Source organism: Blastococcus sp. TF02-8 (assembly GCF_003319175.1).
In the GTDB taxonomy this organism is placed as follows: domain Bacteria; phylum Actinomycetota; class Actinomycetes; order Mycobacteriales; family Geodermatophilaceae; genus Blastococcus.
Genome location: NZ_QOHK01000008.1, coordinates 110893 through 133087, shown reverse-complemented (window position 1 = coordinate 133087; position 22195 = coordinate 110893). Strand labels below are relative to the sequence as shown.

Genomic DNA, 22195 nt, shown 5'->3' with positions numbered 1-22195 from the left:
GGCGCAACACCTCAGCACCAACCCGGGTGAGGGGGGAGGCCTGCGTGGCCTCCCCCCTCACTCACACTCCCCCAGCCCCGGACCAGGAGGAAGCGCATGGCGGGCATGAGCGTCGACGGTCTGGTCTCCGGACTGGACACCACGAACCTCATCAACCAGCTCATCAACGCCGAGGGTGCTTCCCAGAAGGCGCTGAAGACGCGCCTCACGGCCACCCAGCAGGCCGCCTCCGCCTACCGCACGGTCAACACGACCTTCCTCGCCGTGTCGGCCGCCGCCGAGAAGCTCACCCCCACCGCACTGACCAGCGCGCGGACCGCGTCGAGCTCCAGCTCCGCCGTCACCCCGGTCGCCACCGCCAGCGCCGTCCCCGGCGCGTCGGTCACCTTCACCGTGCAGTCCCTGGCCAGCACCCAGGTGAGCCTGAGCAAGGCCGTCTGGACCTCCCCGACCGCTGACGCCCGCGGTGCCGGTCCGGCCTGGCCCGTCGAGATCTACGACGAGAACGACACCAAGGTCGGCAGCATCGACATCCCGGCCGGCGCCACGCTCACCGACGCCGCCAAGGCCGTCAACGACGCCGGGTACGGCGTCACCGCGTCCGTCGTGAAGCTCGGCGAGAACCGCTACACGCTGCAGTTCACCAGCACCACCGCCGGCGAGGCGGGCGGCTTCACCGTCAAGAGCGCCGACGAGGACATGACCACGATGGGGTCGGGTTTCGTCACGACTGCTCCGGCCCGCGACGCGACCCTGGACCTCGGCGGCGGTGTCGTCGCCAAGTCCGCGACGAACACCTTCCCCGAGCTGCTCACCGGGCTCTCGGTGACGGTGTCGAAGGCCGACCCCGACGCCCAGGTCACCGTCACGGTGGGCAGCAACAACGACGCCGTGGCCAGCAACGTGCAGAAGCTCGTCGACGCCGTCAACGCGGCGATCGACACGGTGAAGACCTACACGAACAACGGCAAGGACAGCAAAGCCGCGCTGCGGGGCGACTACTCGATCGCCTCGCTGGCCGGTCAGCTGCTCGACGCCGTGTCCTCCGCGGTGGGCACCTACGGGTCGCCGGCCCAGGCCGGGTTCCAGCTCACCAAGGACGGGCGCGTCACGTTCGACAAGAACGCCTTCCTGACCGCGCTCAAGGACAAGCCCGAGATGGCGCAGGCCCTGGTGCTCGGCACGTCCGCCACCACGGCGGCGGACGGGACCGCCGTCCCGGCGGTGAAGGGCGTGGCCGCCCGGCTGCTGGAGGTGGCGAAGACCGCCTCGGACAGCACGACGGGCACGCTGGTCTCCATGGCCAACGGCAAGGACGCCGCCGTCAAGGACATCCAGGAGCGGATCGACTCCTGGGACCTCCGGCTGGAGAAGCGCCGCGAGACCCTCACCCGCCAGTTCACCGCCATGGAGACGGCGTTGAGCGCGATGAAGAACCAGTCCACCTGGCTGGGCAGCCAGCTCAGTGCCCTCGGCTGATCCGTCGGCTGACCCCTCAGCACGCACCACCCCCTCGTTCCAGGAGATCCCACGATGAGTGCCGCCTCCCTCCGCGCCCGCTACCTCGGCGACTCGGTCGCGACCGCCTCGCCGCAGCAGGTGCTGGTGATGCTGTACGACCGGCTCGCCCTCGACCTGGAGCGCGCGCAGCTCGCCGTCGCGGCGGGTGACCGCTCGGAGGCCAGCGAGCAGCTGCAGCACGCGCAGGCGATCGTCTACGAGCTGCTGTCCAGCCTCCGCGTCGACGTCTGGGACGGCGGCCCCCGCCTGGCCGCTCTCTACAACTGGCTGATCAGCGAGCTGCAGCAGGCCAACATCAAGCTCGACACCAACCGGATCGCCTCGTGCCGTCAGGTCGTCGAGCCGCTCCGCGACGCGTGGCGCCAGGCTGCCTCGTCCCTGGCCGGCTCCGCCTCGTGACCGGGCAGCCGGCCGCTCCGGACGAGGGCACGCCGGGGCCGGTGGACTGGACGTCGGTCCTCACGCACCTCGAGGGCGAGGTCGTCGCCGCCGAGCAGACGATGGCCCAGGGGCGCGTCGAGGAGATCGAGTCCTGGGGCCGCCGCGCCGAGGACTGGGTCCCGCCGTCGAGCCTGGGTTCGCTGCCCGACGACCTCCGTGACCGGGCCGCCAAGCTGCTGCAGCACCAGCTCGCCGTGGCCGAGGAGCTGGTCGAGCGGATCATGCAGTCGCAGCGCCAGCGCGACCTCGCCGCCCGCATGTCCTACGCACCCAGCCGGCCGACCGCCGCGTTCGTCGACCGCGGTCTCTGAACCTCGGCACAGCGCCCCCGCTCCTCCTTCCGGAGGGGCGGGGGCGCTGACGCGTCCGGGGGCGTCAGGCGGCCGGCCGGCTGCCCAGCAGGGCGCGGACCTGCGCCCGCAGGGTCTCCTGCTCGCCCTGCACCGCGGTGCGCAGCGGCTCCTGCTGCGCGAAGAACGACGCCGGCTCGGACTGCACGGCGGCGATGCGCCGCGCCAGCTCCCCCGACGCGAGGTCCTCCTCGTCGAAACGGAAGAAGTCCGGCACCGGGAAGTCCTCGGCGTAGGCACCGGCGCCCCGGCGCCGCAGGAACACCACGGCACCTCCGGCCGCGGCCTCCCGCGGCAGCCGGTCCTTGCCGGGGAAGTGCCCGAAGTCCACGTAGACCTGCGTCGAGCAGAGCAGGTCGGCCACCTCGTCCTTGGTCATGCCGCGGATCGGCACACCCCGCAGCCCGGGGTTGGCGGCGAAGAAGGCGTCCGCCAGCTCGGCACCCTTGGCCGGGTTGTAGGCGACGCCCGGCACCACGTTGGGCGCCTGCGGTCGGAGGGCGGCGAACCGCGGGTCGGTGTAGTCGCCCAGCGGGTCGGAGCCCCGCCCACCGGTGCGTCGCAGGAAGTCCTCGGCGTAGGCGCTCTGGGTGAAGTGCCGCACCTCCCGGTCGGCCAGCAGCAGCCGCAGCGCCGCGGGGTCGGCGACGATCGGCGCGTTGTCGATCGAGAGCCACCAGACGGCCACCGATGCGCCGCGGAAGACCGGCGCGGACCCCGCCAGCACCTCGGGCAGCACCAGCAGGTGGTGGCGACGCAGCAGGGCCCCGGGGCTCACGACCGGCCGGTAGCGGGCGTACGCCTCCAGGCACGGGTTCTCGGCGGGCTGCTCCACGACCAGCCGGGCACCGTCGAGACGCAGCCGGCCGCCGTCGCCGTAGTAGGCGATGTCGGTGGGGAGCCCCTCCTCGTTCAGGACCTGGGCCACCTGGTGGATCGCCTCGGGCCCTCCGGTGGTGACCGTGGGGCACAGGAAGGTGGCGCGCTTCATCAGCTTGATGCTCATCGGACCCGTCTCTACCCCAGCTCCCCACCCGCCCGGTGGAGCACCCGCCGCTGCGGGCGCCAGCCGGACCCGGCGCCCGGCGCAGCCGCCCCAGCCGTACCCCCGGGACCGGCGGAGCACCACGAGTCACACGGGTGCGATCACGCACCGGCCTGCTCAGCGGGCTCCTCGCGTCACCCGAGTGACGTACCGGAGGTCAACCCGCTTCCGGGCCGTGCCGATGTAGCAGCTGCACGGAGAGCAACACCTTCGCCATGGATCGGCGGCCCCCCACTCGCTCGCGAGTGCCTTCCGCCTACCCGGAGGTCGATCGTGTCCCGCTCCACGCGCTGCCCCGCCGCCCCATGATCGGGGGCGACACCACCTCGACGGCGCTGCACGCGGCCCTCGCCGGCCTCGCGCAGCGTCAGCGGGTCACCGCCGACAACATCGCGAACGTCAACACCCCCGGCTTCCTGGCCGGGCGGACCGACTTCGAGACGTCGTTGCGCGGAGCCGTCTCCAGCGGCCAGCTGCCGACCATCTCCGGCGGTACGACCACGCGTTCGCTCGAGCCGACCAACACCAACGGCAACAACGTCAACCTGGACGCCGAGACCGTCATCGCCACCGAGACGGGCCTGCGCTACCAGCTGGCTCTCAACGCGCTCGACGGCAAGTACACGTCGATGCGCACGGCGCTGAGGACGAACTGACATGAGCACGTTCCAGGCACTGAGCATCTCTCAGTCCGGGCTGATGACGCACCGGAAGTGGCTCGACGCCGTCTCCGACAACATCGCGAACATCAACACCGTCACCCGGACGAACGAGGACGCCTTCCAGGAGCGGCTCGTCGTCGCCCGCGCGGTCGACTACGGGACCGGCGAGGGTGGCGTGCGCGTCGCCCGGGCCGAGTTCGGCAGCGCCGAGGGCCGCATGGTCTACGAGCCCGACCACCCGCTCGCCGACGCCGAGGGCTACGTCAAGTACCCCGACATCGACCTGGGTGACCAGATGACCCACATGATGATGGCGCAGCGCGGCTACCAGGCCAACCTCGCCGTCGTCGAGCGGGCGACCAGCGCCTACCAGGCCGCGCTGCAGCTCGGACGCCGCTGATGACCGTCCCGCTCGGGGGCATCCCGCTCGTCGGTGTCGGTGCGACCTCCGGGGTCGCCGGCAGCACCCGCGGCACGACGGCCACCGAGGGCGCCGACGGCTTCGCCGCCGTCCTCGCCGGGGCCTTCGACAAGCTCCAGGCCACGCAGTCCACCACCGAGAACCTCGCCCTGCAGGCCGCCACCGGCGACCTGAAGGACGTGCACGACTACATGATCGCCAGCGCTGAGTCCGGTCTGGCGACCGAGATGGTCGTGACCATCAAGAACCAGGCCGTCGCGGCCTTCAACGAGATCATGAGGATGCAGATCTGATGCCGTCGGCACTCGCCGGGACGCTGGAGCGTGCCCGCTCCACGTTCGCCTCGATCAGCCTGGGGCAGAAGGTCGTCATCGGCCTGCTGCTCATCGGGCTGCTCCTCGGCGGGTTCTTCTTCTACAGCTGGATCACCGCTCCCACGCAGGCCCCGCTGTTCTCCAACCTCGCGGCCAGCGACGCCTCGGCGATCGTCGAGGAGCTCAACGCCGAGGGCGTGGCCTACGAGCTCGCCGACGGCGGCACCACGATCATGGTCGCGAAGGACAAGGTCTACGACCTCCGCCTGACCATGAGCGGCAAGGGTCTGCCCGCCGGCCAGGACACCGGCTACGCGCTGCTCGACGAGCAGGGCATCACCACCAGCGAGTTCCAGCAGCAGGTCACCTACCAGCGGGCGCTCGAGGGCGAGCTCTCCAACACCCTCGAGGCGCTGGCCGGCGTCAACTCCGCGGTCGTGCACGTCGCGCTGCCCGAGGACGAGGTCTTCGTGACCGACAAGGCCGAGCCGACCGCCTCCGTCCTCCTCGACCTCGCCCCCGGCACGCAGCTCTCCGGCGAGCAGATCCAGGCCGTGACGAACCTGGTCTCCTCCAGCGTCCAGGACATGGACCCCGAGCAGGTGACGGTCGCCGACGCCAGCGGCCGGGTCCTCTCCGCCCCGGGCACCGGCATCACCGCCGCCGCGGGCGACGCCCGTTCCCAGGTCGAGCAGGAGTACGAGAACCGGCTCGCCGCGAGCGCCCAGAAGATCCTCGACTCGGTCGTCGGCCCGAACAACTCCGTGGTCTCCGTCCGCGCCGACGTCGACCTCTCCAAGCGCAACACCACCTCGGAGACCTACAACTACGACAACGGCACGCCGCCGGTGTCGGAGCAGAAGACCACCGAGAACTACACCGGCTCCGGCGTTCCCGTCGGCGGCGTCCTGGGCCCGGAGAACATGCCCGACGCGGCGAACAACGCCGGTGGCGGCGCCTCGAACTACCAGAAGGAGTCCACGACGGCCAACAACGCCGTCGGGAAGACCACCGAGGTCACCGAGGACGCCCCGGGCGACCTCCGCCGGCTGACCGTCTCCGTGGTCATGAACGACGCCGTCGCCGGCAACCTCAACCAGCAGCAGATGACCAACCTGATGACCACCGCCGTCGGCCTGGACCCGGCCCGCGGTGACGACATCACGGTCGCCTCCATGCCCTTCGACGACACCGCCGCCAAGAACGCCGCCCAGGCGATGGAGGCCGCGCGCGAGGCCGAGGCCAGCGAGCAGATGTGGTCGATGATCCGCACCGGCGGCATCGCGGCCGGCATCGCCCTGGTCGTCCTCATCGTCTGGCTCCGCTCCCGCCGGGGCCGCGAGGAGGTCGAGGAGGACTACGAGCCGCTCGAGCTCGACGACGACATGCTCGCCGAGCTGGACCGTCTCCGGGTGTCCAGCACCCGTGAGGAGGTCGAGCTCACCGACGCCCAGCTCGAGCTGGAGGCCGCCGAGCGCGCCAAGGTGCGGGGGGAGATCTCGACGATGGTCAGCGAGCGTCCGGACGAGGTCGCAGCCATGCTGCGCGGCTGGCTGAGCGAGAACAAGTCATGACCCTCGCCAGCATCCCCACCGGCACGCCGGGCGCCCTGGCCACTCCCCCGCGCCCGGAGATGCCCGGCCTGCGCAAGGCCGCCGTCTTCCTCGCCCAGATGACCAAGGAGGAGGCCGGCGTGCTGCTGGCCCAGCTCCGCCCCCGCGAGGTCGAGGCCCTCACCCGTGAGCTGATGAAGCTCGGGTCGGTCGAGCTCGAGGACGTCGACGGCGTCATGCGCGAGTTCCACGGGCTCATGACCGCGCAGCAGTTCGTGGGCCGCGGCGGCGTCGAGTTCGCCCGCGAGATCCTCGCCGCCGGTCTGGGTCAGGACAAGGCCGAGGGCATCCTCTCCCGGCTGAACGTGGTCTACACCGAGGTGCCGTTCGCCTCGCTGCGCCAGGCCGACGTCCGTCAGCTGGTCACCTTCCTCAAGGACGAGCACCCGCAGGTGATCGCCCTCGTGCTCGCCCACCTCACCGCGGCCCAGTCCGCCGAGGTCCTCTCCGGCTTCGTGCCGGAGCAGCAGGCCGAGGTCGCCCACCGCATCGCCACGATGGACCGCACCTCCCCGGAGATGGTCCGTCTGGTCGAGGAGGAGCTCGGCCGGCGGATGGGCTCGATCCTGGCGCACCAGGACATGACCACCGTGGGCGGTGTGGAGACCCTCGTCGAGATCATCAACCGCTCGCCGCGGCCCACCGAGCGCTCCATCCTCGAGTGGCTGGACAACAGCGACCCGGAGCTCGCCGAGCAGGTCCGCGCGCAGATGTTCGTCTTCGAGGACATCGTCACCATCGACGACCGCTCCCTGCAGCTGGTCCTGCGCGAGGTCGAGGCCAACGACCTGGCCACCGCCCTCAAGGGTGTGCGGCCCGACGTCCGCGACAAGGTGCAGCGCAACCTCTCCGAGCGCGCGGCCGAGAACCTCGCCGAGGAGATCGAGCTGCTCGGCCCGGTCCGCACCCGGACGGTCGAGGAGGCCCAGGCCAAGGTCGTCGGTGTCATCCGCACGCTCGAGGAGCAGGGTGTGCTGACGATCTCGCGCGGCGGCGACGATGAGTTCGTTGCGTGAGGGCGCGGTCCTGCGCGGCGGTTCCGCCGCGCAGGCCCGGCCGTACCGGGAGGTCATGGCCGAGCGCGGCCTGACCGCCGCCGTCCCTGCGGTCGTCCCGGCGGCCCGTCCCGCCGCGGACGAGCTGGTCGCCCCCGCCACGCACGCGCCGGCCGCGGCCGACCCGCAGTCGTTCCCCGTGGAGCGGCGCACCACCGTGCGCCGCGCCGAGGACCAGCCGGTCGCCGGCGGGAAGCCCTCCTTCCGGCTCGGTGACGTGTACGCCGAGGAGCTCGACCGGTTGCGCGCCCAGGCGCGGGCCGAGGGGTTCGCGGCCGGTCACGCCGACGGCCTCGTGGCGGCCGAGTCCGTCGTCGCGGAGGTCGAGCGTGCCGCCCAGGAGCGGCTGGCCGAGGTGCAGGCCCGGTGGGAGCGCCGCCTGGTCTCGGCGACCGCCGCGCTGGGCGCCGCCGCCCGCGAGCTCGAGCAGGCCGCTCTGCCCGTGGCCGAGGACATCCGCGAGTCGATCCTCGGCACGGTGCTCACGCTGGTCGAGGACATCCTCGGCCGCGAGCTGGCGCTGGCCGCCGACCCCGTGATGGACGCCGTCCGCCGCGCACTCGCCTTCTGCCCCGCCGACGCACCGGCCGTCGTCCGGCTGCACCCCGACGACCTGGCGGAGGTTCCCGCCGAGGCGCTGGCCGAGCTGCCGGACAGCATCCGCGTCCTCCCCGACCCGTCGATCGAGCGGGCCGGCGCCGTGGCGGAGTCCGGCCCCCGCCGGATCGACGCCCAGCTCGGGACGGCGCTGGAGCGCGTCCAGGCAGTGCTGAACTCGTGACCGTCTCCCCCGTGATGCTCGACCGGGCCCGTGCCGCCGCCCGCCCGCAGGTCACCGGCTCGGTGACCGGCGCCATGGGCCTCACCCTCAGCGTCGACGGCGTCAGCGCCGCGGTGGGCGACCTCGTCGAGGTCAACCCGACCGACCGGCCGCTGCTCGCCGAGGTCGTCGCGGTCGGCAAGGAGCGGCTGACCTGCATGCCGCTGGGCGGACTGTCCGGCGTGCACGCCGGCGCCCCGGTCCGCGCCACCGGCCGCCCGCTCCAGGTGCCGGTCGGCGAGGCGCTGCTCGGCCGCGTGCTGGACGGACTCGGCCGGCCCGTGGACGGTGGGCCGCCGCTGGGCAGTCGCGTCTCCTGGGTCGACCTGGAGACCGAGACCCCGCACGCTCTGTCCCGCACCCGCGTCGAGGAGCCGCTCACCTTCGGCGTCCGCGCCCTGGACACCCTGGTGCCGTGCGGCAAGGGCCAGCGCCTCGGCATCTTCGCCGGCTCCGGCGTCGGCAAGTCCAGCCTCATGGCGCAGATCACCCGTGGTACCGACGCCGACGTGCGCGTCATCGGCCTGATCGGCGAGCGCGGTCGCGAGGTCCGGGAGTTCATCGAGGAGAACCTCGGCGAGGAGGGCATGGCGCGCACCGTCGTCGTCGTCGCCACCTCCGACGAGCCACCGCTGGTCCGGCTCAAGGCGGCGTTCGTGGCCACCCGGATCGCCGAGGCGTTCCGGGACGAGGGCCGCGACGTCCTGCTGCTGATGGACTCCATCACCCGCACGGCCATGGCCCAGCGCGAGGTCGGCCTCTCGGCGGGCGAGCCGCCGGCCACCCGCGGCTACCCGCCGAGCGTCTTCGCGATGATGCCGCAGCTGCTGGAGAAGGCCGGGACCGGCGCGGTCGGCTCGATCACCGGGCTCTACACCGTGCTCGTCGAGGGCGATGACCACAACGAGCCGATCGCCGACACCGCGCGGTCCATCCTCGACGGCCACATCGTGCTGACCCGCAAGCTGGCGACGGTCGGTCACTTCCCCGCGATCGACGTCCTGGAGTCCATCTCGCGCGTCGCCGGGGCGGTCGTCCCGCCGGCGCAGATGGCCGACGCCCGGGAGATCCGCCGGCTGATGGGCGCGCTGCGCGACGTGCGGGAGCTGATCGAGATCGGCGCGTACCAGGCCGGCAGCGATCCGGTGGTCGACCGCGCCCGGCAGCTCGCTCCGCAGATCGACGCGTTCCTGCAGCAACCGCTGGGTGAGTCGACGCAGGCCCACGAGGCGTGGGCGTGGCTGCAGCGGATCGTGAGAGGCGCGTGAGCAAGCGGGCGACGTTCCGGCTGCAGCCGGTCCTGGAGCTCCGGCGCACCGAGGAACGCGCGGCCGCGGCGGCGGCGGCCGCCGCCATGTCCGCCGCCGTCGAGGCCGACCGCCGCGCCACCGAGCAGGAGACGGCCCTGGGCAACGCCGTCCTGCCCCGCTCCCTGCCGGGTGGCTCGTTCGTCGCGGCCATGGTGCTGCTGCGCACCGCCGCCACCGACGCCGCCGACGCACGGCTCTCGGCTCTCGCCCAGGCCGAGCAGGCCGAGGCGGTCCGGGCCGAGTGGACCGCGGCCGCCCAGCGGACCAAGGCCCTCGAGCGCCTCGCCGAGCGCCACCGGCTGGCCCAGCAGCACGCCATGGACATGGCGGAGGAGCGGGCTGCCGATGACTTGGTCACCGGGCGCGCAGGCCGCGCGCCCCGTACCGGGGAGGACCAGGCATGGACGGACTGAGCGCGGTCCAGGCCCGCATCAGCGAGATCCAGGCACGCTTCGCCCCCACGGCGACCACCCGCTCCTCCGCGAGCTGGGCCTCGGCCGCCAGCGCGGCGGGGCTGACCGGCACGTCGACGACGAGCAGCGCGACGGGCGCCACCGGCACGGCCTCGGAGACCGCCGTGGTCAGCGAGGCGCAGAAGTACCTGGGCGTCCCCTACCTCTGGGGCGGCACCGACCCGAGCAAGGGTCTGGACTGCTCCGGGTTCACGAAGCTGGTCTTCGGCAACCTCCGCATCGACCTGCCACGCACGTCGTCCCAGCAGGCCACCGCCGGCAAGCCGGTGGCGTCGATCGCCCAGGCCCGTCCCGGCGACCTCGTCTTCTTCGACTACTCCAGCTCCCGCGCGGGGATCGACCACGTCGGCATCTACATCGGCAACGGCCAGATGATCGCCGCGCCCCAGGCCGGTGAGACGGTCAAGGTGCAGTCGGTGGGCAACCCCACGGTGATCCGCCGGGTCCTGCCCGAGGCGGCCGCCGCGCCGACCGCGGCGCCGAGCGGCAGCGGCTCGCTGGCCGGGGTGCCCTACGCGGACCTGTTCTCCCGCTCGGCGGGCAGGTACGGGCTGGACGCCTCGCTGCTGGCCGCGGTCGCGAAGCAGGAGTCGAACTTCGACACCCAGGCCCTCTCGCCGGCAGGAGCGCAGGGCCTCATGCAGTTCATGCCGGCGACGGCGAAGGGCCTGGGCGTCAACCCCATGGATCCTGCCTCCGCCATCGACGGCGCCGCCAAGTACCTCAGCAGCCTGACCAAGCAGTTCGGCTCCACCGAGCTGGCGCTGGCGGCCTACAACGCCGGGCCGGCGACCGTCTCCCGCTACGGGGGCGTCCCGCCCTACTCCGAGACCCAGAACTACGTCCGCTCCGTGATGAGCAAGGCAGAGGCCTACCGATGACCGCTCCCGTGACCGTCGCCGCTCCGGCCGCGCGCGCCACCTCCTCCTCCTCGTCCTCCTCCGACGGGGGTACCACCGACAGCGCGGCGCCGTTCGCCTCGGCGCTCGACGGCGCGCTGGCCGACGGGCAGGGCCCGCTGCGGGACGCCACCTGCGGCGGTGGCCAGCGCCGGCCCGGCGACCCCGCGACCGGCGAGGAGGCTCCGCAGGCCGACGGCACGGCCGCCCCGGTGGTCGACACCGCCTCGGCCGGCGTCGCCGCCGCGCTCTGGGCGCTGACCCTCGCCGGCGGCACCGCGGCCGTGACCGCGCAGCAGGTCGTCGCGCCCGTGGACGAGGCGGTCGACGGCGTCCCGGCCGCCCTGCCGACCGTCGCGCCGACCGCCGCCGCCGCGATCACCGCGTCGCTGCCGACCGTCGCACCGGCCGTCACCGTCCCGTCGGAGACGGCGGTGGCCGGGGCCGTCGCCGGGGCCGTGCCGGCGACCGTCGACCCGGCCACCGCGCCGGCGGGGGCGCAGCCGCCGGCCACCGCCCCTGCCTCGGCTCCGGCTCCCGCCACGCCGGCGGGTCCCCTCCTGGCGGCTCCCGTCGAGCTGGCGGTGGTGACCGCGACCCCGACGGACGCGACCGCCCTCCCCGCAGCCCCGACGTCGCCCGCGCCCGCGCCGGTCGCCGGTCCCCTGGCGACCGACGCGCCCGCTCCGACCACCAGCGCTCCCCTCGCCACGCTGCCGACCGCCTCCGGCGACGCCGGTACCGGTGCCGGCGGCGGGCAGGAGCCGGCCGCCGCCGGTCGCCCGGCTCCTGCCGAGGCCGCCCCGGCCGACATCGACACCGCACCCGAGCCCGTGGTCGCTCCCGCTGCCGGCCCCGCCCCGGCCCCGGCCGGGGCGACCGCCGCCGGCAGCGTCAGCGCCCCCGGGTCGGCCACCGGATCACAGGCCTCCCTGCCGGTCAGCGGTCAGGTGAGCCGTCAGGTGGCGCTGCTCAGCGCCGGCGGCGACGGGTCGCACACCATGACGCTGGTCCTGACCCCCGAGAACCTCGGCCCCGTCGAGGTCCAGCTGACCGTCCACAAGGGCAACCTCGACCTGCACCTGCGCGGCGCCCACGAGCACGGCCGCGCCGCCCTCCTCGACGCGCTCCCCGAGCTGCGCCGCGACCTCGAGGCGGCGGGCCTCAGCCCCTCGCGCGTGGAGGTCGACGCCGACGCCGGCGGGTCATGGCTCTCCCGGCACGCGGCCGAGCAGCAGGCCCAGCAGCAGGCCCAGCAGGGCTTCGCCGACCGCGGCTCCCAGCAGAACCAGGCCGGCGAACGGTCACGGTCGTGGGGTCGGCCTGCCGATAGCGGAGAAGGGCGAGCGCATCCGTCCCAGCGATCCACGTCGTCCGGCGTGGACGTGCGCGTCTGACAAGGAGGCCGACGACGATGCCGGACGCAGTCAGCGGATCCGTCCCGACCGGGGCGACCTACTCCGCCACCAACACCGTCGACCGCGGTGACCAGATGGGGAAGGACACCTTCCTCAAGCTGCTGGTCGCGCAGATGAAGTACCAGGACCCCTCGAACCCGGCCGACACCAACCAGATGATGTCGCAGACCGCGACCTTCACCCAGGTGGAGAAGCTCGAGGAGATCGCCAAGCAGAACGCCTCCCTGCTCGCGCTGCAGCGCTCGAGCAGCGCCGGGGCGATGGTCGGCCAGACCGTCACCTACACCGACGAGACCGGTGCCACCAGGACCGGCGTCGTCTCCTCGGTGCGCCTCGGCACCGACAAGGTCGACGCCGTGGCCACCGTCGGCGGTGTGCAGGTCCCCGTCGGCCGGATCACCGACATCGGCAAGACGACGACCACCAGCTGACCTCGCGCCGACCGCGCCCCCGACCCGCCACTCCCACCCGGAGGGAACCCCATGCTCCGCTCGATGTTCTCCGCCATCTCCGGCCTGCGTGCCCACCAGACGAAGATGGACGTCACCAGCAACAACATCGCCAACGTCAACACCGTCGGCTTCAAGAGCAGCCAGACCGTCTTCCAGGACACGCTGTCGCAGGTGCTGCGCAGCGGTGGCCAGCCGGCCGCGGACCGTGGCGGCACGAACCCGGCCCAGGTCGGCCTCGGCGTCAAGCTCGCCGGCATCACGACCAACTGGACCCAGGGCGCCACCCAGTCCACCGGCCGGTCGACGGACTTCATGATCGAGGGCGACGGCTTCTTCGTCGTCCAGGGGGCCGGCGGCGAGCAGCTGTTCACCCGCGCCGGCTCGTTCGACTTCGACGCCAACGGCAACCTGGTCACCCCGGACGGGTCGATCCTCCAGGGCTGGATGGCCGACGGACAGGGTGTCGTCAACGCCAACGGCCCGGTGGGGAACCTGTCGGTGCCCTACGGCCAGATGGTCAACCCGACCCCCACGACGGCGGGCTCGATCAAGGGCAACCTGCCCTCCGACGTCGTCGACGGCACCTCCTTCCAGCTCGGTGCCGACATGTACGACAGCCAGGGCGTGCTGCAGAAGGTCGCCTACAACTTCGTCAAGACCGGGGCCAACACCTGGGACGTCAGCGTCGTGCACTCCGACGGCACCGAGCTGATGGCGCCGACCGGCCTGGTGTTCGACACGGCCGGCAACCTGACCACCCCCGCCGGGCCGGACTTCGAGCTGGCCCCCTTCACGCCGGCCGGCTACCCGAGCTGGACCAACACGGTCACGATGAGCCTGCAGGGGCTGACCCAGTTCGGTGGGTCGAACACCCTCGCGGCCCCGCGTCCCGACGGTTACGCCCTGGGCGCCCTGCAGTCGTTCACCCTCGGCAACGACGGCACGATCATGGGCGTCTACTCCAACGGTCTGCGGCAGCCGCTGGGCCAGCTCGCCCTCGCGTCGTTCAACAACCCGAGCGGCCTGGCCAAGGCCGGCAACTCGACGTTCCGGGTCGGCGACAACTCGGGCACGGCCACGATCGGCCTGGCCGGCCAGGGCGGCCGCGGCGTGCTGAACGCCGGCGCGCTGGAGATGTCCAACGTGGACCTCAGCGAGGAGTTCACCGGCCTCATCGTCGCCCAGCGCGGGTTCCAGGCCAACAGCCGCGTGATCACCGCCTCCGACGAGATCCTCCAGGACCTGGTCAACCTCAAGCGCTAGCGGAAGGCCCTCCTCCGGGGCCGTTCCAGCACGTTCCACGGACGGCCCGGTCACTCCCGCGCGGGGGTGACCGGGCCGTCCGTCACAGGGCCCTCACAGGTCCCCGGCCAGCGCGTTCGGCTCAAGGAAGCCGCCCGCGAGGCCGAAAACACCAGTGCCGTTCCCGCCCGATCCCGGGCCCCACCGAGCAAGAGGACCGCCCCGTGATCCGAGTGACGCGCCTGAACGGCGACCAGTTCGCGCTGAACCCCGACCTCATCGAGAAGGTCGAGGGGCACCCGGACACGGTCGCCTTCCTCGTGGACGGCACGAAGTACGTCGTCAAGGAGAGCGTGGACGAGGTCCTCCAGGAGATCCGCGAGTACCGCGCCGGCATCCTCGCCATCTCCTACGAGATGGACCGTGGCACGTACCGGTCCACCCTCGCCGAGCCCGCGGCGGCCGACTCCTCGGTCGTGCCCTTCCCGATCCGTGAGGAGCGCTGACCCATGGATCCCGCCACCCTGATCGGATTCGGCGTCTCCATCGTCGCCCTGTTCGTCTTCATGACCCTCGAGGGCGTGGCCCCGACGGCGCTGATCTTCCTGCCGGCGATCGTCCTGGTCATCATCGCCACGTTCGGCGCGGCGGCGGCCAGCCAGACGATGGACGACCTGAAGAAGGTCGGCGGCTGGTTCAAGATGGCCGTCCTCCCGGCGAAGGTGCCGCCGCCCACCGAGCAGATCCAGACCCTGGTCAGCCTCGCCGAGAAGGCCCGCAAGGAGGGTCTGCTCGCGCTCGAGGCCCAGGTCAAGCAGATCGAGGACGAGTTCCTGCGCAAGGGACTGCAGATGGGCATCGACGGCACCGACCCCGAGGAGCTGCGGGCGGTGCTGGAGAGCGAGATCTCGGCGAAGAAGGCCGAGGACAAGGTCGCCGCCAAGTTCATGAACAGCATGGGCGGCTACGCGCCGACCATCGGCATCCTGGGCTGCATCGTCGGCCTGATGAACGTGATGGCCAACCTGGACAAGCCCGAGACGCTCGGCCCGATGGTCTCCGCGGCGTTCATCGCCACGCTCTGGGGCGTCATGGCGGCCAACTTCTGGTTCCTGCCGATGGGCGCCAAGATCCTCCGGGTCAGCGAGCTGCAGGCCGCCCAGATGGAGCTGCTCGTCGAGGGCATCACCGAGATCCAGGCCGGCACCAGCCCGCGTGCGGTCCGCCTGAAGCTGACCTCGCTCGTGCCGCCGGGCGCCGTCGCCAAGGAGGCGGCGTGATCAGGCCCGCGACCGCCCGGGGCGCTTCGTGAGCACCGGGCACGGTCGCCGCCGGAAGAAGCACGAGGAGCACGAGGAGCACGAGAACCACGAACGGTGGCTGGTGTCGGCCTTCGACATGATGACGCTGCTGTTCGTGCTGTTCGTGGTGCTGTTCGCGATGAGCAAGGTCGACGAGCAGAAGTTCGCCGCCCTGGCCAAGGGCATGGCCTCCGCCTTCGGCGGCCCCATCACCGTCCAGCCCGGCGCGACGCCGGAGGGCTCGGTCCTCGACGGGCTGCCCGGCGCGATCGACATCGCCTCGGCGATCCCCCCGGACCCGTCGGTCCAGCAGGCGCAGATCGACAAGGCTGCGGCCGCCGCGGCGGCCCAGCGCGCGGAGAACATCGCCGCCGAGGCCAAGCAGGCCTACGACGACCTGGCCGCGGCCCGCGAGAAGATCGAGGCCGCCCTGGAGGATGCCGGCTACACCGGCGCCGCGCGCTTCGAGATCAACGAGCGCGGCCTGGTGGTGCACATCGTGGCCGACCAGGTGCTCTTCGACGCCGAGGCCGCCGTGCTGCGGCCCGAGGGTCGGGAGATCCTCGCCGCGGTCGCGCCCACCCTCACCGGGCTGCCCAACGACCTCGGCGTCGAGGGGCACGCGAACCACCTGCCCGTCACCCGCGGCGGCCCGTGGCCGTCGAACTGGGAGCTCTCGGCGACCCGCGCCACCACGGTGGTGCGCTACCTCGCCGGTCAGGGCGTCCCGGAGAAGCGGCTGTCCGCCGTCGGCTACTCCTCGACCCGGCCACTGGTGCCCGAGTCCGACCCCACCGCACTCACCGTCAACCGACGGGTCGACGTCGTCGTCCTGTCCAACGCCTCGGCAGAGGCCAACGCGCTGCTGCCGGGCCTCGACGCCGCCCACCAGGGAGGGAACCCATGAGCAAGAAGGACAAGAACGCCCCGGCCGAGGGCGAGGAGACCGAGTCGAAGGGCGGCAAGAAGAAGCTCTTCATCATCCTCGCCGTCGTGCTGCTGGCCGGGGCCGGCGCGGCCTACTTCTTCCTCTTCAGCAGTTCCGGGGAGGCCGAGGCCACCGAGGCCGAGCCGGTGTCCAGCGGCACCTTCCTCGCGCTGGAGCCGGTGGCGGTGAACCTCGCCGGCGGGGGCTACCTCAAGGTCGGTGTCTCCCTGGAGATCACCGAGGAGGGCGCGGCCGCCAGCGGCGGGCACGGCGGTGGCGGTGTGGACGGCTCCAAGGCCACCGACCTGGTCATCTCCACCTTCTCGCAGGCCCAGCCGGCCGACGTCGTGGGCGCCCGCGAAGCGCTCAAGGAGGCGCTGGAGAAGAAGATCATCGAGGCCTACACCGACCACGACGGGGTGAAGGCGATCATGGCGATCTACTACACGGAGTACGTGACCCAGTAACCCTGGGTCCGACCCCTGCGGCGCACCAGGGACCCCATCGGTCACACCACTCCCGGCGGGCGCAGCCGCCCGGTCAGAGTGGTCCCGCGATCCGCCGATGAGGTCTTGCGTGACCACCCCCGAGACCGGACCGGCTCCGGACGCCGCGCCGGCCCCGGACGCGGCTCCCGAGGCCGCTCCGCCGGCAGCCCCCGAGGCGGCAGCGCCCGACGCGGCACCGGCTCCCGAGGCGGCCGCGCCCGCAGAGGCCGCGCCGGCCGCGGCGGCCGAGAACGCGCAGGCCCCCACCGTCTCCCCCGCTCCCACGCCGCCGACCGTGTCACCGACCGGCCGCAGCCGGCGCGGGGCGCCCCGCACCTACGACTTCCGCCGTCCGACGAAGCTCTCCCGCGAGCACGTCCGGGTCATGCAGATCGCCCAGGAGGGCTTCGCCCGGCAGGCGACGACGATCCTGACGACGTTCCTGCGCGCCGGCGCCCGCGTCGAGCTCCTCGGCATCGAGCAGTTCAGCTACGACGACTACATCGGGACGCTGCCCGACCCGAGCTTCATCTCCACGTTCACGATGGAGCCGATCGCCGGCAAGGGCCTGCTCGCCTTCCCGCTGGACATCGCGATGGCGATGGTCGATCACATGCTGGGCGGCTCCGGCAACGCCGCGCAGCCGAAGCGGCCGATGACCGCGATGGAGACCAGCATCACCAACCACCTGCTGGAGCGGTTGCTCGACGAGTTCGCCCGCTCCCTGGAGCCCATCACCGAGATCCAGCCGGTCCTGGTCGGCCGCGAGTACAACCCGCAGCTGGCGCAGGCGGCCGCCGGTTCCGACACGGTCATGGTGGCCACCTTCGACATGGCCGTGGGCCCGCGCGAGGGCGAGGCGACCGTGGTGCTGCCGTTCTCCTCGTTCGCCCAGGCCCTCAACAACGCGGCCTCGCCGCAGCTGTCGGAGCAGGCGCTGCTCAAGCGCCAGCGCGCCCGTGAGGCCCTGACCGACCGGCTGAACCTCGTCCCGGTCGACGTCAGCGTCCGGTTCGCCCCGCTGACGGTCTCCTCCTCCGACCTGCTCTCGCTCGCCGTCGACGACGTGCTGCTGCTCCGCCACCCGCGGGACAGCCCGCTGGAGGTCACCACCAACGACGTGACGTTCGCCTACGCGATCGCCAGCAACCACCGGCGCCGTCTGGCCGCCTCGATCGTCCCCACCCCGCACGCTCCGCACGCCGTGAAGGACTCCGCATGACCGCGCCCCGCTCCGACTCGCAGGACTCCCAGACCGTCACGGCGGTGGTCGCCGCCGCTGCCCAGGCAGCGGCCGCCCTCGTCCCCTCGACCTCCGGGCTCGTCCCCGGAGCACCGGTCAACGACCCCGACTCGGTCCCGCTGCCCCCGGCCGCGGCCGTCGCGGTCACCGCCGGCCTGTCCGGCGAGGTCTCCGGCGACGTGGTGCTGGTGATCTCCGGCGAGGTCGTCGACGCCCTGGAGAACTCCCCGGTCGGCCAGATGGACGTCTCCGCCGCGCTGCGCCCGGCGCTCGAGGCCGCCGCCGCGACCCTCGGCCGCGTCCGGGTCGCCTCCGAGCGCGCCGAGGAGCCGGTCGCCGCGCTGGACGGGCTGCGCGACAAGGGCATGTTCGTCGCCGTGCCGCTCATGGCCGACGGCGAGCACCAGGCCACCTTCGCCCTGCAGGTCACCCTCCCGGCCGCCCGCGAGCAGCGCGGCAGCCTCGAGCTGCTCCGCCACGTGGCCATGGAGGTCACCGTGGAGATCGGCCGCACCCGGATGACGGTCCAGGAGCTGCTCTCCCTGCACCCGGGCGAGGTGGTCGAGCTCGACCGCGCCGCCAGCGCCCCGGCCGACCTGCTGGTCAACGGCACGCTCATCGCCCGCGGCGAGGTCGTCGTCGTCGACGAGGACTTCGGGCTGCGGATCAGCGAGATCGTGACCGACGCCGCCGAGCTCGGGCAGGCGTCATGACCTGGATGATCATCCGGCTCTTCCTCTCCCTCGCCCTGATCGGCGGCGTGCTCTGGTTCGCCGCCAAGCTGGCCAAGAAGCGCGGGCTCGGGCAGGGCAACGGCCTCATCGAGGTCGTCGCCCGCCAGCGCATGGGCCGGGCCAGCTCGGTCAACGTCGTCCGCATCGCCGACGTCGTGCTCGTCATCGGCGCCACCGAGGAGCAGGTCACCCTGCTCGCCGAGGTGGACGGCGAGGCCGTGGACGCCGCACTGGACCAGCGCCGTCCGTCCCGGACCCGCCTGGCAGCGGCCGAGGACGAGGACGAGGCAGCTCCGGTCCAGGTCGCCCGCTCCTCCGAGGGTGTGCTGGCCGGTTCGGTCCTGGACCGGAACGGCTGGGGCACGCTCGTGGACGAGCTGCGCGAGCGGACGGTGCGCCGGTCATGACCGCCTCGCTGCGGGCACTGCCGCGTGGGGGGAGCCCGCGGACGGGTCGCCGCGCCGCCGTGCTCCTCCTGCTGGTGCTGCTCGCGACGGTGGCCGCGGTCGTCCTGGCCGGGCCCGCCTCGGCCGCGCCGACCGCCCCGACCGCTCCCACTGCGCCGACCGCCCCTGCGGTGGACGGCAACGTGGACATCTCGATCGGCGACGGTTCGCCGTCCAGCTCGATCACGCTGATCCTGGCGATCACCGTCCTGTCGGTCGCGCCCTCGGTGCTGCTGCTCGCCACCTCGTTCACCAAGATCATCGTGGTGCTCGGCCTGACCCGGAACGCGCTGGGCATGGCGACCTCGCCGCCGAACCAGGTGCTCACCGGCATCGCCCTGTTCCTCACGCTGTTCGTGATGGGCCCGGTGTTCTCCGACATCAACGACGTCGCCGTCCAGCCCTACATGGACGGCACCATGACGGTGTCCCAGGCCTACGACGCCGGCGTCGTCCCGCTGCGGGAGTTCCTCCTCGACAACACCCGCGAGGACGAGCTCAAGCTCATGGTCGGCCTGTCCGGCGAGGAGGCCCCGGCCGACGCGTCGCAGGTCAGCATGACCACGCTGATCCCGGCGTTCGTGCTCTCGGAGCTGAAGAGCGCGTTCATCATCGGGCTGGTCATCTTCATCCCGTTCCTGGTGCTGGACATGCTCGTCAGCGCCGCCTTGATGGCCCTGGGCATGATGATGGTCCCGCCGACCATCGTGTCGCTGCCCTTCAAGCTGCTGCTCTTCGTCGTCGTCGACGGCTGGGCGCTGATCACCACGGCCCTCGTGGGCTCGTACGGGGGTGGCTGACCATGAGTGACGCCGACGTCACCGACATCGCGGCGCAGACGATGATGGTCGCCGCCAAGGTGGCCGCACCGATCCTGCTGACCGCCCTCCTGGTCGGCTTCCTGATCTCGCTGTTCCAGGCGGCCACCCAGATCCAGGAGGCCACGCTCTCCTTCGTCCCCAAGATGATCGCCGTCGCGATCGCCCTGCTGGTGACCGGGAACTGGGTGCTGTCCGAGCTGGTCAGCTTCACCCACACCCTGTTCGACCAGTTGCCGGCGCTGCTCGACCGGACGTAGCGGCCATGGACCTCTCGGTCCCGGCGGTCACCCTCGCGGCCCTCCTGCTCGGGACGGCGCGTGCCGCCGGCTTCGTGCTCCTGGCGCCGCCCTTCAACTCCCGCGTCATCCCCGGTGCGGTCAAGGGCGCGCTCGCCCTGGCCCTCTCGGTGCTGCTCTCCACCCAGATCGCCCCGACCCTGCCGGCACCGACCGCGGGCTTCCTCGTGGTCACCGCGGTGACGGAGGTGGTGATCGGGGCGGCGCTCGGCTTCGTCGTCCAGGTGCTGTTCACCGCGGTGCAGATGGCCGGCGACATCCTCGACGTCGCCGGCGGCTTCTCCCTGCAGCCGGGCTACGACCCGATGGCGATGACCCAGAACAGCTCGCTGGGCCGGCTGCACTACCTGCTGGCCAGCACGCTGCTGTTCACCAGCGGCGGGCACCTGCTCATGGTCAAGGGCTTCGCCACCTCCTACCAGGGGCTGCCCGTGGGCGGGGACGTGCCGACCGACCAGATCGCCGCGGTCCTCATCAAGGCCTTCTCGATGATGTTCCTGGCCGCGATCCAGATCGCCGGGCCGATGGTGGCCGTGCTGCTCCTGGCCGACGTCGCCCTCGCCCTGCTCAGCCGCGCCGCACCCGCGCTCAACGTCTTCACCATGGGCTTCCCGGTGAAGATCATGCTCACGCTGGCCATGCTCGGGCTCACCTTCCCGCTGCTCCCGCCCGCCCTCGACGCCCTGCTCGAGCACGGCGCCCGGGCGATGATGTCGCTGCGGAGCGGGTGAGCCATGGCCAAGGACGGCCCGGGTGGTGAGAAGACAGAGAAGCCGACTCCCCAGCGCCTGAAGAAGGCGCGCAAGGAAGGCCAGATCCCGCGGACCCAGGAACTGGGGACGTGGCTGGGCATCGCAGCGGCCAGCGCCCTGCTGCCGATGCTCGTGGGCAGCGCGTTCGACGCGGTCCAGGAGCTGTTCGTGCACGTCGCCACCGTGGTGAAGAACCCCGACGTGAACACCGTGACGGCGCTGCTCGGTCAGGCCCTCACGACGTTCCTGACCACGCTCCTCCCCACGGCGCTCGGCCTGATGGTCGTCGGCATCGTCGCGTCCGCCTCCCAGGGCGGGGTGCACTTCGCCAGCAAGCCGATCAAGCCGACGCTGAAGAAGTTCAACCCCGTCCCCGGCCTCAAGCGCATGTTCGGCACCCAGGGGCTCTGGGAGACCGGCAAGGCCCTGATCAAGACCGCTGCGCTGGGGACCGTCGTCATCGTCACCAGCGACCGGGCACAGGAGCTCGTGTCGGCCTCGGGCGCCCTGCCGCTGTCGGCGGTCGCGGCCACCTTCGCCGACTCCGCGGTCCTCATGTTCCGCGTCGTCGCCGTCACCGGCCTGGTGCTGGCCGTCGCCGACTACGTCGTCGTGCGGACGAAGATGATGAAGCAGCTCAAGATGAGCAAGTACGAGATCCAGCAGGAGCACAAGCAGTCCGAGGGCGACCCGCACATGAAGGCCCACCGCCGCGGCATCCAGATGCAGATGTCGCGGAACCGGATGATGAGCGAGGTCGCCGAGGCCGACGTGCTGCTGGTCAACCCCACCCACGTCGCCGTCGCGCTCAAGTACGAGGCGGCCAAGGGCGCGCCGCGGGTGGTCGCGAAGGGCGCCGGCGAGGTCGCCGCCAAGCTCCGTGAGCGGGCCGCCGAGGCCCGCGTGCCACTGGTCCAGGACATCCCGCTGGCCCGCGCCCTGCACGCCTCGTGCGAGATCGGCCAGGAGGTGCCCCCGCAGCTGTTCAACGCCGTGGCGCGCGTGCTGGCGTTCGTCATGCACCTGGGCGTGCGCGGGGTCCGGGGTGGGTTCCACCGGCCGGGGTTCGAGGCCCCCGACGTCGAGGGCCTGCCGAAGGCCGGGCGACGCCGGACGGCGACGGCCGCGTAGGTACCGGCCCGGCACCGGC

At 72.4% G+C, this 22195-nt stretch carries 27 protein-coding genes; 26 read left to right on the top strand and 1 reads right to left on the bottom strand.

Annotation, left to right across the window (positions count from 1 at the left end):
- The first annotated feature begins 96 nt into the window (after positions 1-96).
- The 3 genes from fliD to DQ237_RS15955 are packed head-to-tail and all read left to right on the top strand — an operon-like array spanning position 97 to position 2273.
- Positions 97-1479, top strand: a complete 1383-nt coding sequence (gene fliD, locus DQ237_RS15965; RefSeq protein ID WP_113801108.1) for a flagellar filament capping protein FliD — start codon at positions 97-99, stop codon at positions 1477-1479.
- Positions 1480-1533: 54 nt separating this feature from the next.
- Complete coding sequence (gene fliS / locus DQ237_RS15960) at positions 1534-1920, top strand: flagellar export chaperone FliS (RefSeq protein ID WP_113801107.1); 387 nt, start codon at positions 1534-1536, stop codon at positions 1918-1920.
- Complete coding sequence (locus DQ237_RS15955) at positions 1917-2273, top strand: hypothetical protein (protein ID WP_240619680.1); 357 nt, start codon at positions 1917-1919, stop codon at positions 2271-2273. Before fliS ends, DQ237_RS15955 begins: the two co-directional genes overlap by 4 nt.
- 64 nt (positions 2274-2337) lie before the next feature.
- Here DQ237_RS15955 and DQ237_RS15950 read toward each other — a convergent pair whose 3' ends face one another.
- The gene (locus DQ237_RS15950) at positions 2338-3318 is read right to left on the bottom strand and encodes a hypothetical protein (RefSeq protein WP_113801106.1); all 981 of its coding nucleotides are present in this window, start codon (positions 3316-3318) and stop codon (positions 2338-2340) included.
- Positions 3319-3662: 344 nt separating this feature from the next.
- Here DQ237_RS15950 and DQ237_RS15945 point away from each other — a divergent pair, with 344 nt between their 5' ends.
- From DQ237_RS15945 to DQ237_RS15835, 23 genes are all read left to right on the top strand, one after another.
- Positions 3663-4013, top strand: coding sequence for a flagellar basal body protein (locus tag DQ237_RS15945; RefSeq protein ID WP_113801105.1), 351 nt, complete (start codon positions 3663-3665; stop codon positions 4011-4013).
- 1 nt (position 4014) lies between these two features.
- Positions 4015-4419: a flagellar basal body rod protein FlgC gene (flgC, locus tag DQ237_RS15940; RefSeq protein WP_113801104.1), complete on the top strand. Its 405-nt coding sequence runs from the start codon at positions 4015-4017 to the stop codon at positions 4417-4419.
- The gene (gene fliE, locus DQ237_RS15935) at positions 4419-4733 is read left to right on the top strand and encodes a flagellar hook-basal body complex protein FliE (RefSeq protein WP_113801103.1); all 315 of its coding nucleotides are present in this window, start codon (positions 4419-4421) and stop codon (positions 4731-4733) included. The genes flgC and fliE overlap by 1 nt, the downstream gene beginning before the upstream one ends.
- Positions 4733-6328 carry a flagellar basal-body MS-ring/collar protein FliF gene (gene fliF, locus DQ237_RS15930; protein WP_113801102.1) on the top strand — a complete coding sequence of 532 codons (1596 nt, stop codon included), beginning with the start codon at positions 4733-4735 and terminating at the stop codon, positions 6326-6328. Before fliE ends, fliF begins: the two co-directional genes overlap by 1 nt.
- Complete coding sequence (gene fliG / locus DQ237_RS15925; protein ID WP_113801101.1) at positions 6325-7383, top strand: flagellar motor switch protein FliG; 1059 nt, start codon at positions 6325-6327, stop codon at positions 7381-7383. Before fliF ends, fliG begins: the two co-directional genes overlap by 4 nt.
- A complete protein-coding gene (locus tag DQ237_RS15920; RefSeq protein WP_240619679.1) occupies positions 7367-8203 on the top strand; it encodes a FliH/SctL family protein in 837 nt (278 codons plus the stop codon). Before fliG ends, DQ237_RS15920 begins: the two co-directional genes overlap by 17 nt.
- Positions 8200-9510: a FliI/YscN family ATPase gene (locus DQ237_RS15915; protein WP_240619678.1), complete on the top strand. Its 1311-nt coding sequence runs from the start codon at positions 8200-8202 to the stop codon at positions 9508-9510. The genes DQ237_RS15920 and DQ237_RS15915 overlap by 4 nt, the downstream gene beginning before the upstream one ends.
- Positions 9507-9965 (top strand): flagellar export protein FliJ, encoded by a 459-nt coding sequence (locus DQ237_RS15910; RefSeq protein WP_113801100.1) that lies wholly within the window; start codon positions 9507-9509, stop codon positions 9963-9965. The genes DQ237_RS15915 and DQ237_RS15910 overlap by 4 nt, the downstream gene beginning before the upstream one ends.
- Positions 9953-10906: an NlpC/P60 family protein gene (locus DQ237_RS15905; RefSeq protein ID WP_113801099.1), complete on the top strand. Its 954-nt coding sequence runs from the start codon at positions 9953-9955 to the stop codon at positions 10904-10906. Before DQ237_RS15910 ends, DQ237_RS15905 begins: the two co-directional genes overlap by 13 nt.
- Positions 10903-12321 carry a flagellar hook-length control protein FliK gene (locus DQ237_RS20535; protein ID WP_113801098.1) on the top strand — a complete coding sequence of 473 codons (1419 nt, stop codon included), beginning with the start codon at positions 10903-10905 and terminating at the stop codon, positions 12319-12321. The genes DQ237_RS15905 and DQ237_RS20535 overlap by 4 nt, the downstream gene beginning before the upstream one ends.
- 17 nt (positions 12322-12338) lie before the next feature.
- Positions 12339-12773 carry a flagellar hook assembly protein FlgD gene (locus DQ237_RS15895; RefSeq protein WP_113801097.1) on the top strand — a complete coding sequence of 145 codons (435 nt, stop codon included), beginning with the start codon at positions 12339-12341 and terminating at the stop codon, positions 12771-12773.
- Between the two features lie 51 nt (positions 12774-12824).
- Entirely contained in the window at positions 12825-14057 is a 1233-nt protein-coding gene (locus DQ237_RS15890; protein ID WP_113801096.1) for a flagellar hook protein FlgE, read from the top strand.
- Positions 14058-14260: 203 nt separating this feature from the next.
- On the top strand, positions 14261-14542 hold the full coding sequence (locus DQ237_RS15885; protein ID WP_113801095.1) for a flagellar FlbD family protein: 282 nt from the start codon (positions 14261-14263) through the stop codon (positions 14540-14542).
- Positions 14543-14545: 3 nt separating this feature from the next.
- Positions 14546-15316: a motility protein A gene (locus DQ237_RS15880; RefSeq protein WP_113801094.1), complete on the top strand. Its 771-nt coding sequence runs from the start codon at positions 14546-14548 to the stop codon at positions 15314-15316.
- A gap of 28 nt (positions 15317-15344) precedes the next feature.
- Positions 15345-16244: a flagellar motor protein MotB gene (locus DQ237_RS15875; RefSeq protein WP_113801093.1), complete on the top strand. Its 900-nt coding sequence runs from the start codon at positions 15345-15347 to the stop codon at positions 16242-16244.
- Positions 16241-16732 carry a flagellar basal body-associated protein FliL gene (fliL, locus tag DQ237_RS15870; protein WP_113801092.1) on the top strand — a complete coding sequence of 164 codons (492 nt, stop codon included), beginning with the start codon at positions 16241-16243 and terminating at the stop codon, positions 16730-16732. Before DQ237_RS15875 ends, fliL begins: the two co-directional genes overlap by 4 nt.
- A gap of 109 nt (positions 16733-16841) precedes the next feature.
- Positions 16842-17975 carry a flagellar motor switch protein FliM gene (locus DQ237_RS15865; protein WP_240619677.1) on the top strand — a complete coding sequence of 378 codons (1134 nt, stop codon included), beginning with the start codon at positions 16842-16844 and terminating at the stop codon, positions 17973-17975.
- Complete coding sequence (gene fliN, locus DQ237_RS15860; RefSeq protein ID WP_113801091.1) at positions 17972-18709, top strand: flagellar motor switch protein FliN; 738 nt, start codon at positions 17972-17974, stop codon at positions 18707-18709. Before DQ237_RS15865 ends, fliN begins: the two co-directional genes overlap by 4 nt.
- Positions 18706-19137, top strand: coding sequence for a flagellar biosynthetic protein FliO (locus DQ237_RS15855; protein WP_166509650.1), 432 nt, complete (start codon positions 18706-18708; stop codon positions 19135-19137). Before fliN ends, DQ237_RS15855 begins: the two co-directional genes overlap by 4 nt.
- Entirely contained in the window at positions 19134-19976 is an 843-nt protein-coding gene (gene fliP, locus DQ237_RS15850; protein WP_205730245.1) for a flagellar type III secretion system pore protein FliP, read from the top strand. Before DQ237_RS15855 ends, fliP begins: the two co-directional genes overlap by 4 nt.
- Before the next feature lie 2 nt (positions 19977-19978).
- Entirely contained in the window at positions 19979-20254 is a 276-nt protein-coding gene (fliQ, locus tag DQ237_RS15845; RefSeq protein WP_113801090.1) for a flagellar biosynthesis protein FliQ, read from the top strand.
- 5 nt (positions 20255-20259) lie between these two features.
- On the top strand, positions 20260-21024 hold the full coding sequence (gene fliR / locus DQ237_RS15840; protein WP_113801089.1) for a flagellar biosynthetic protein FliR: 765 nt from the start codon (positions 20260-20262) through the stop codon (positions 21022-21024).
- 3 nt (positions 21025-21027) lie between these two features.
- Positions 21028-22176 (top strand): flagellar biosynthesis protein FlhB, encoded by a 1149-nt coding sequence (locus DQ237_RS15835; protein WP_113801088.1) that lies wholly within the window; start codon positions 21028-21030, stop codon positions 22174-22176.
- Positions 22177-22195: the final 19 nt, after the last annotated feature.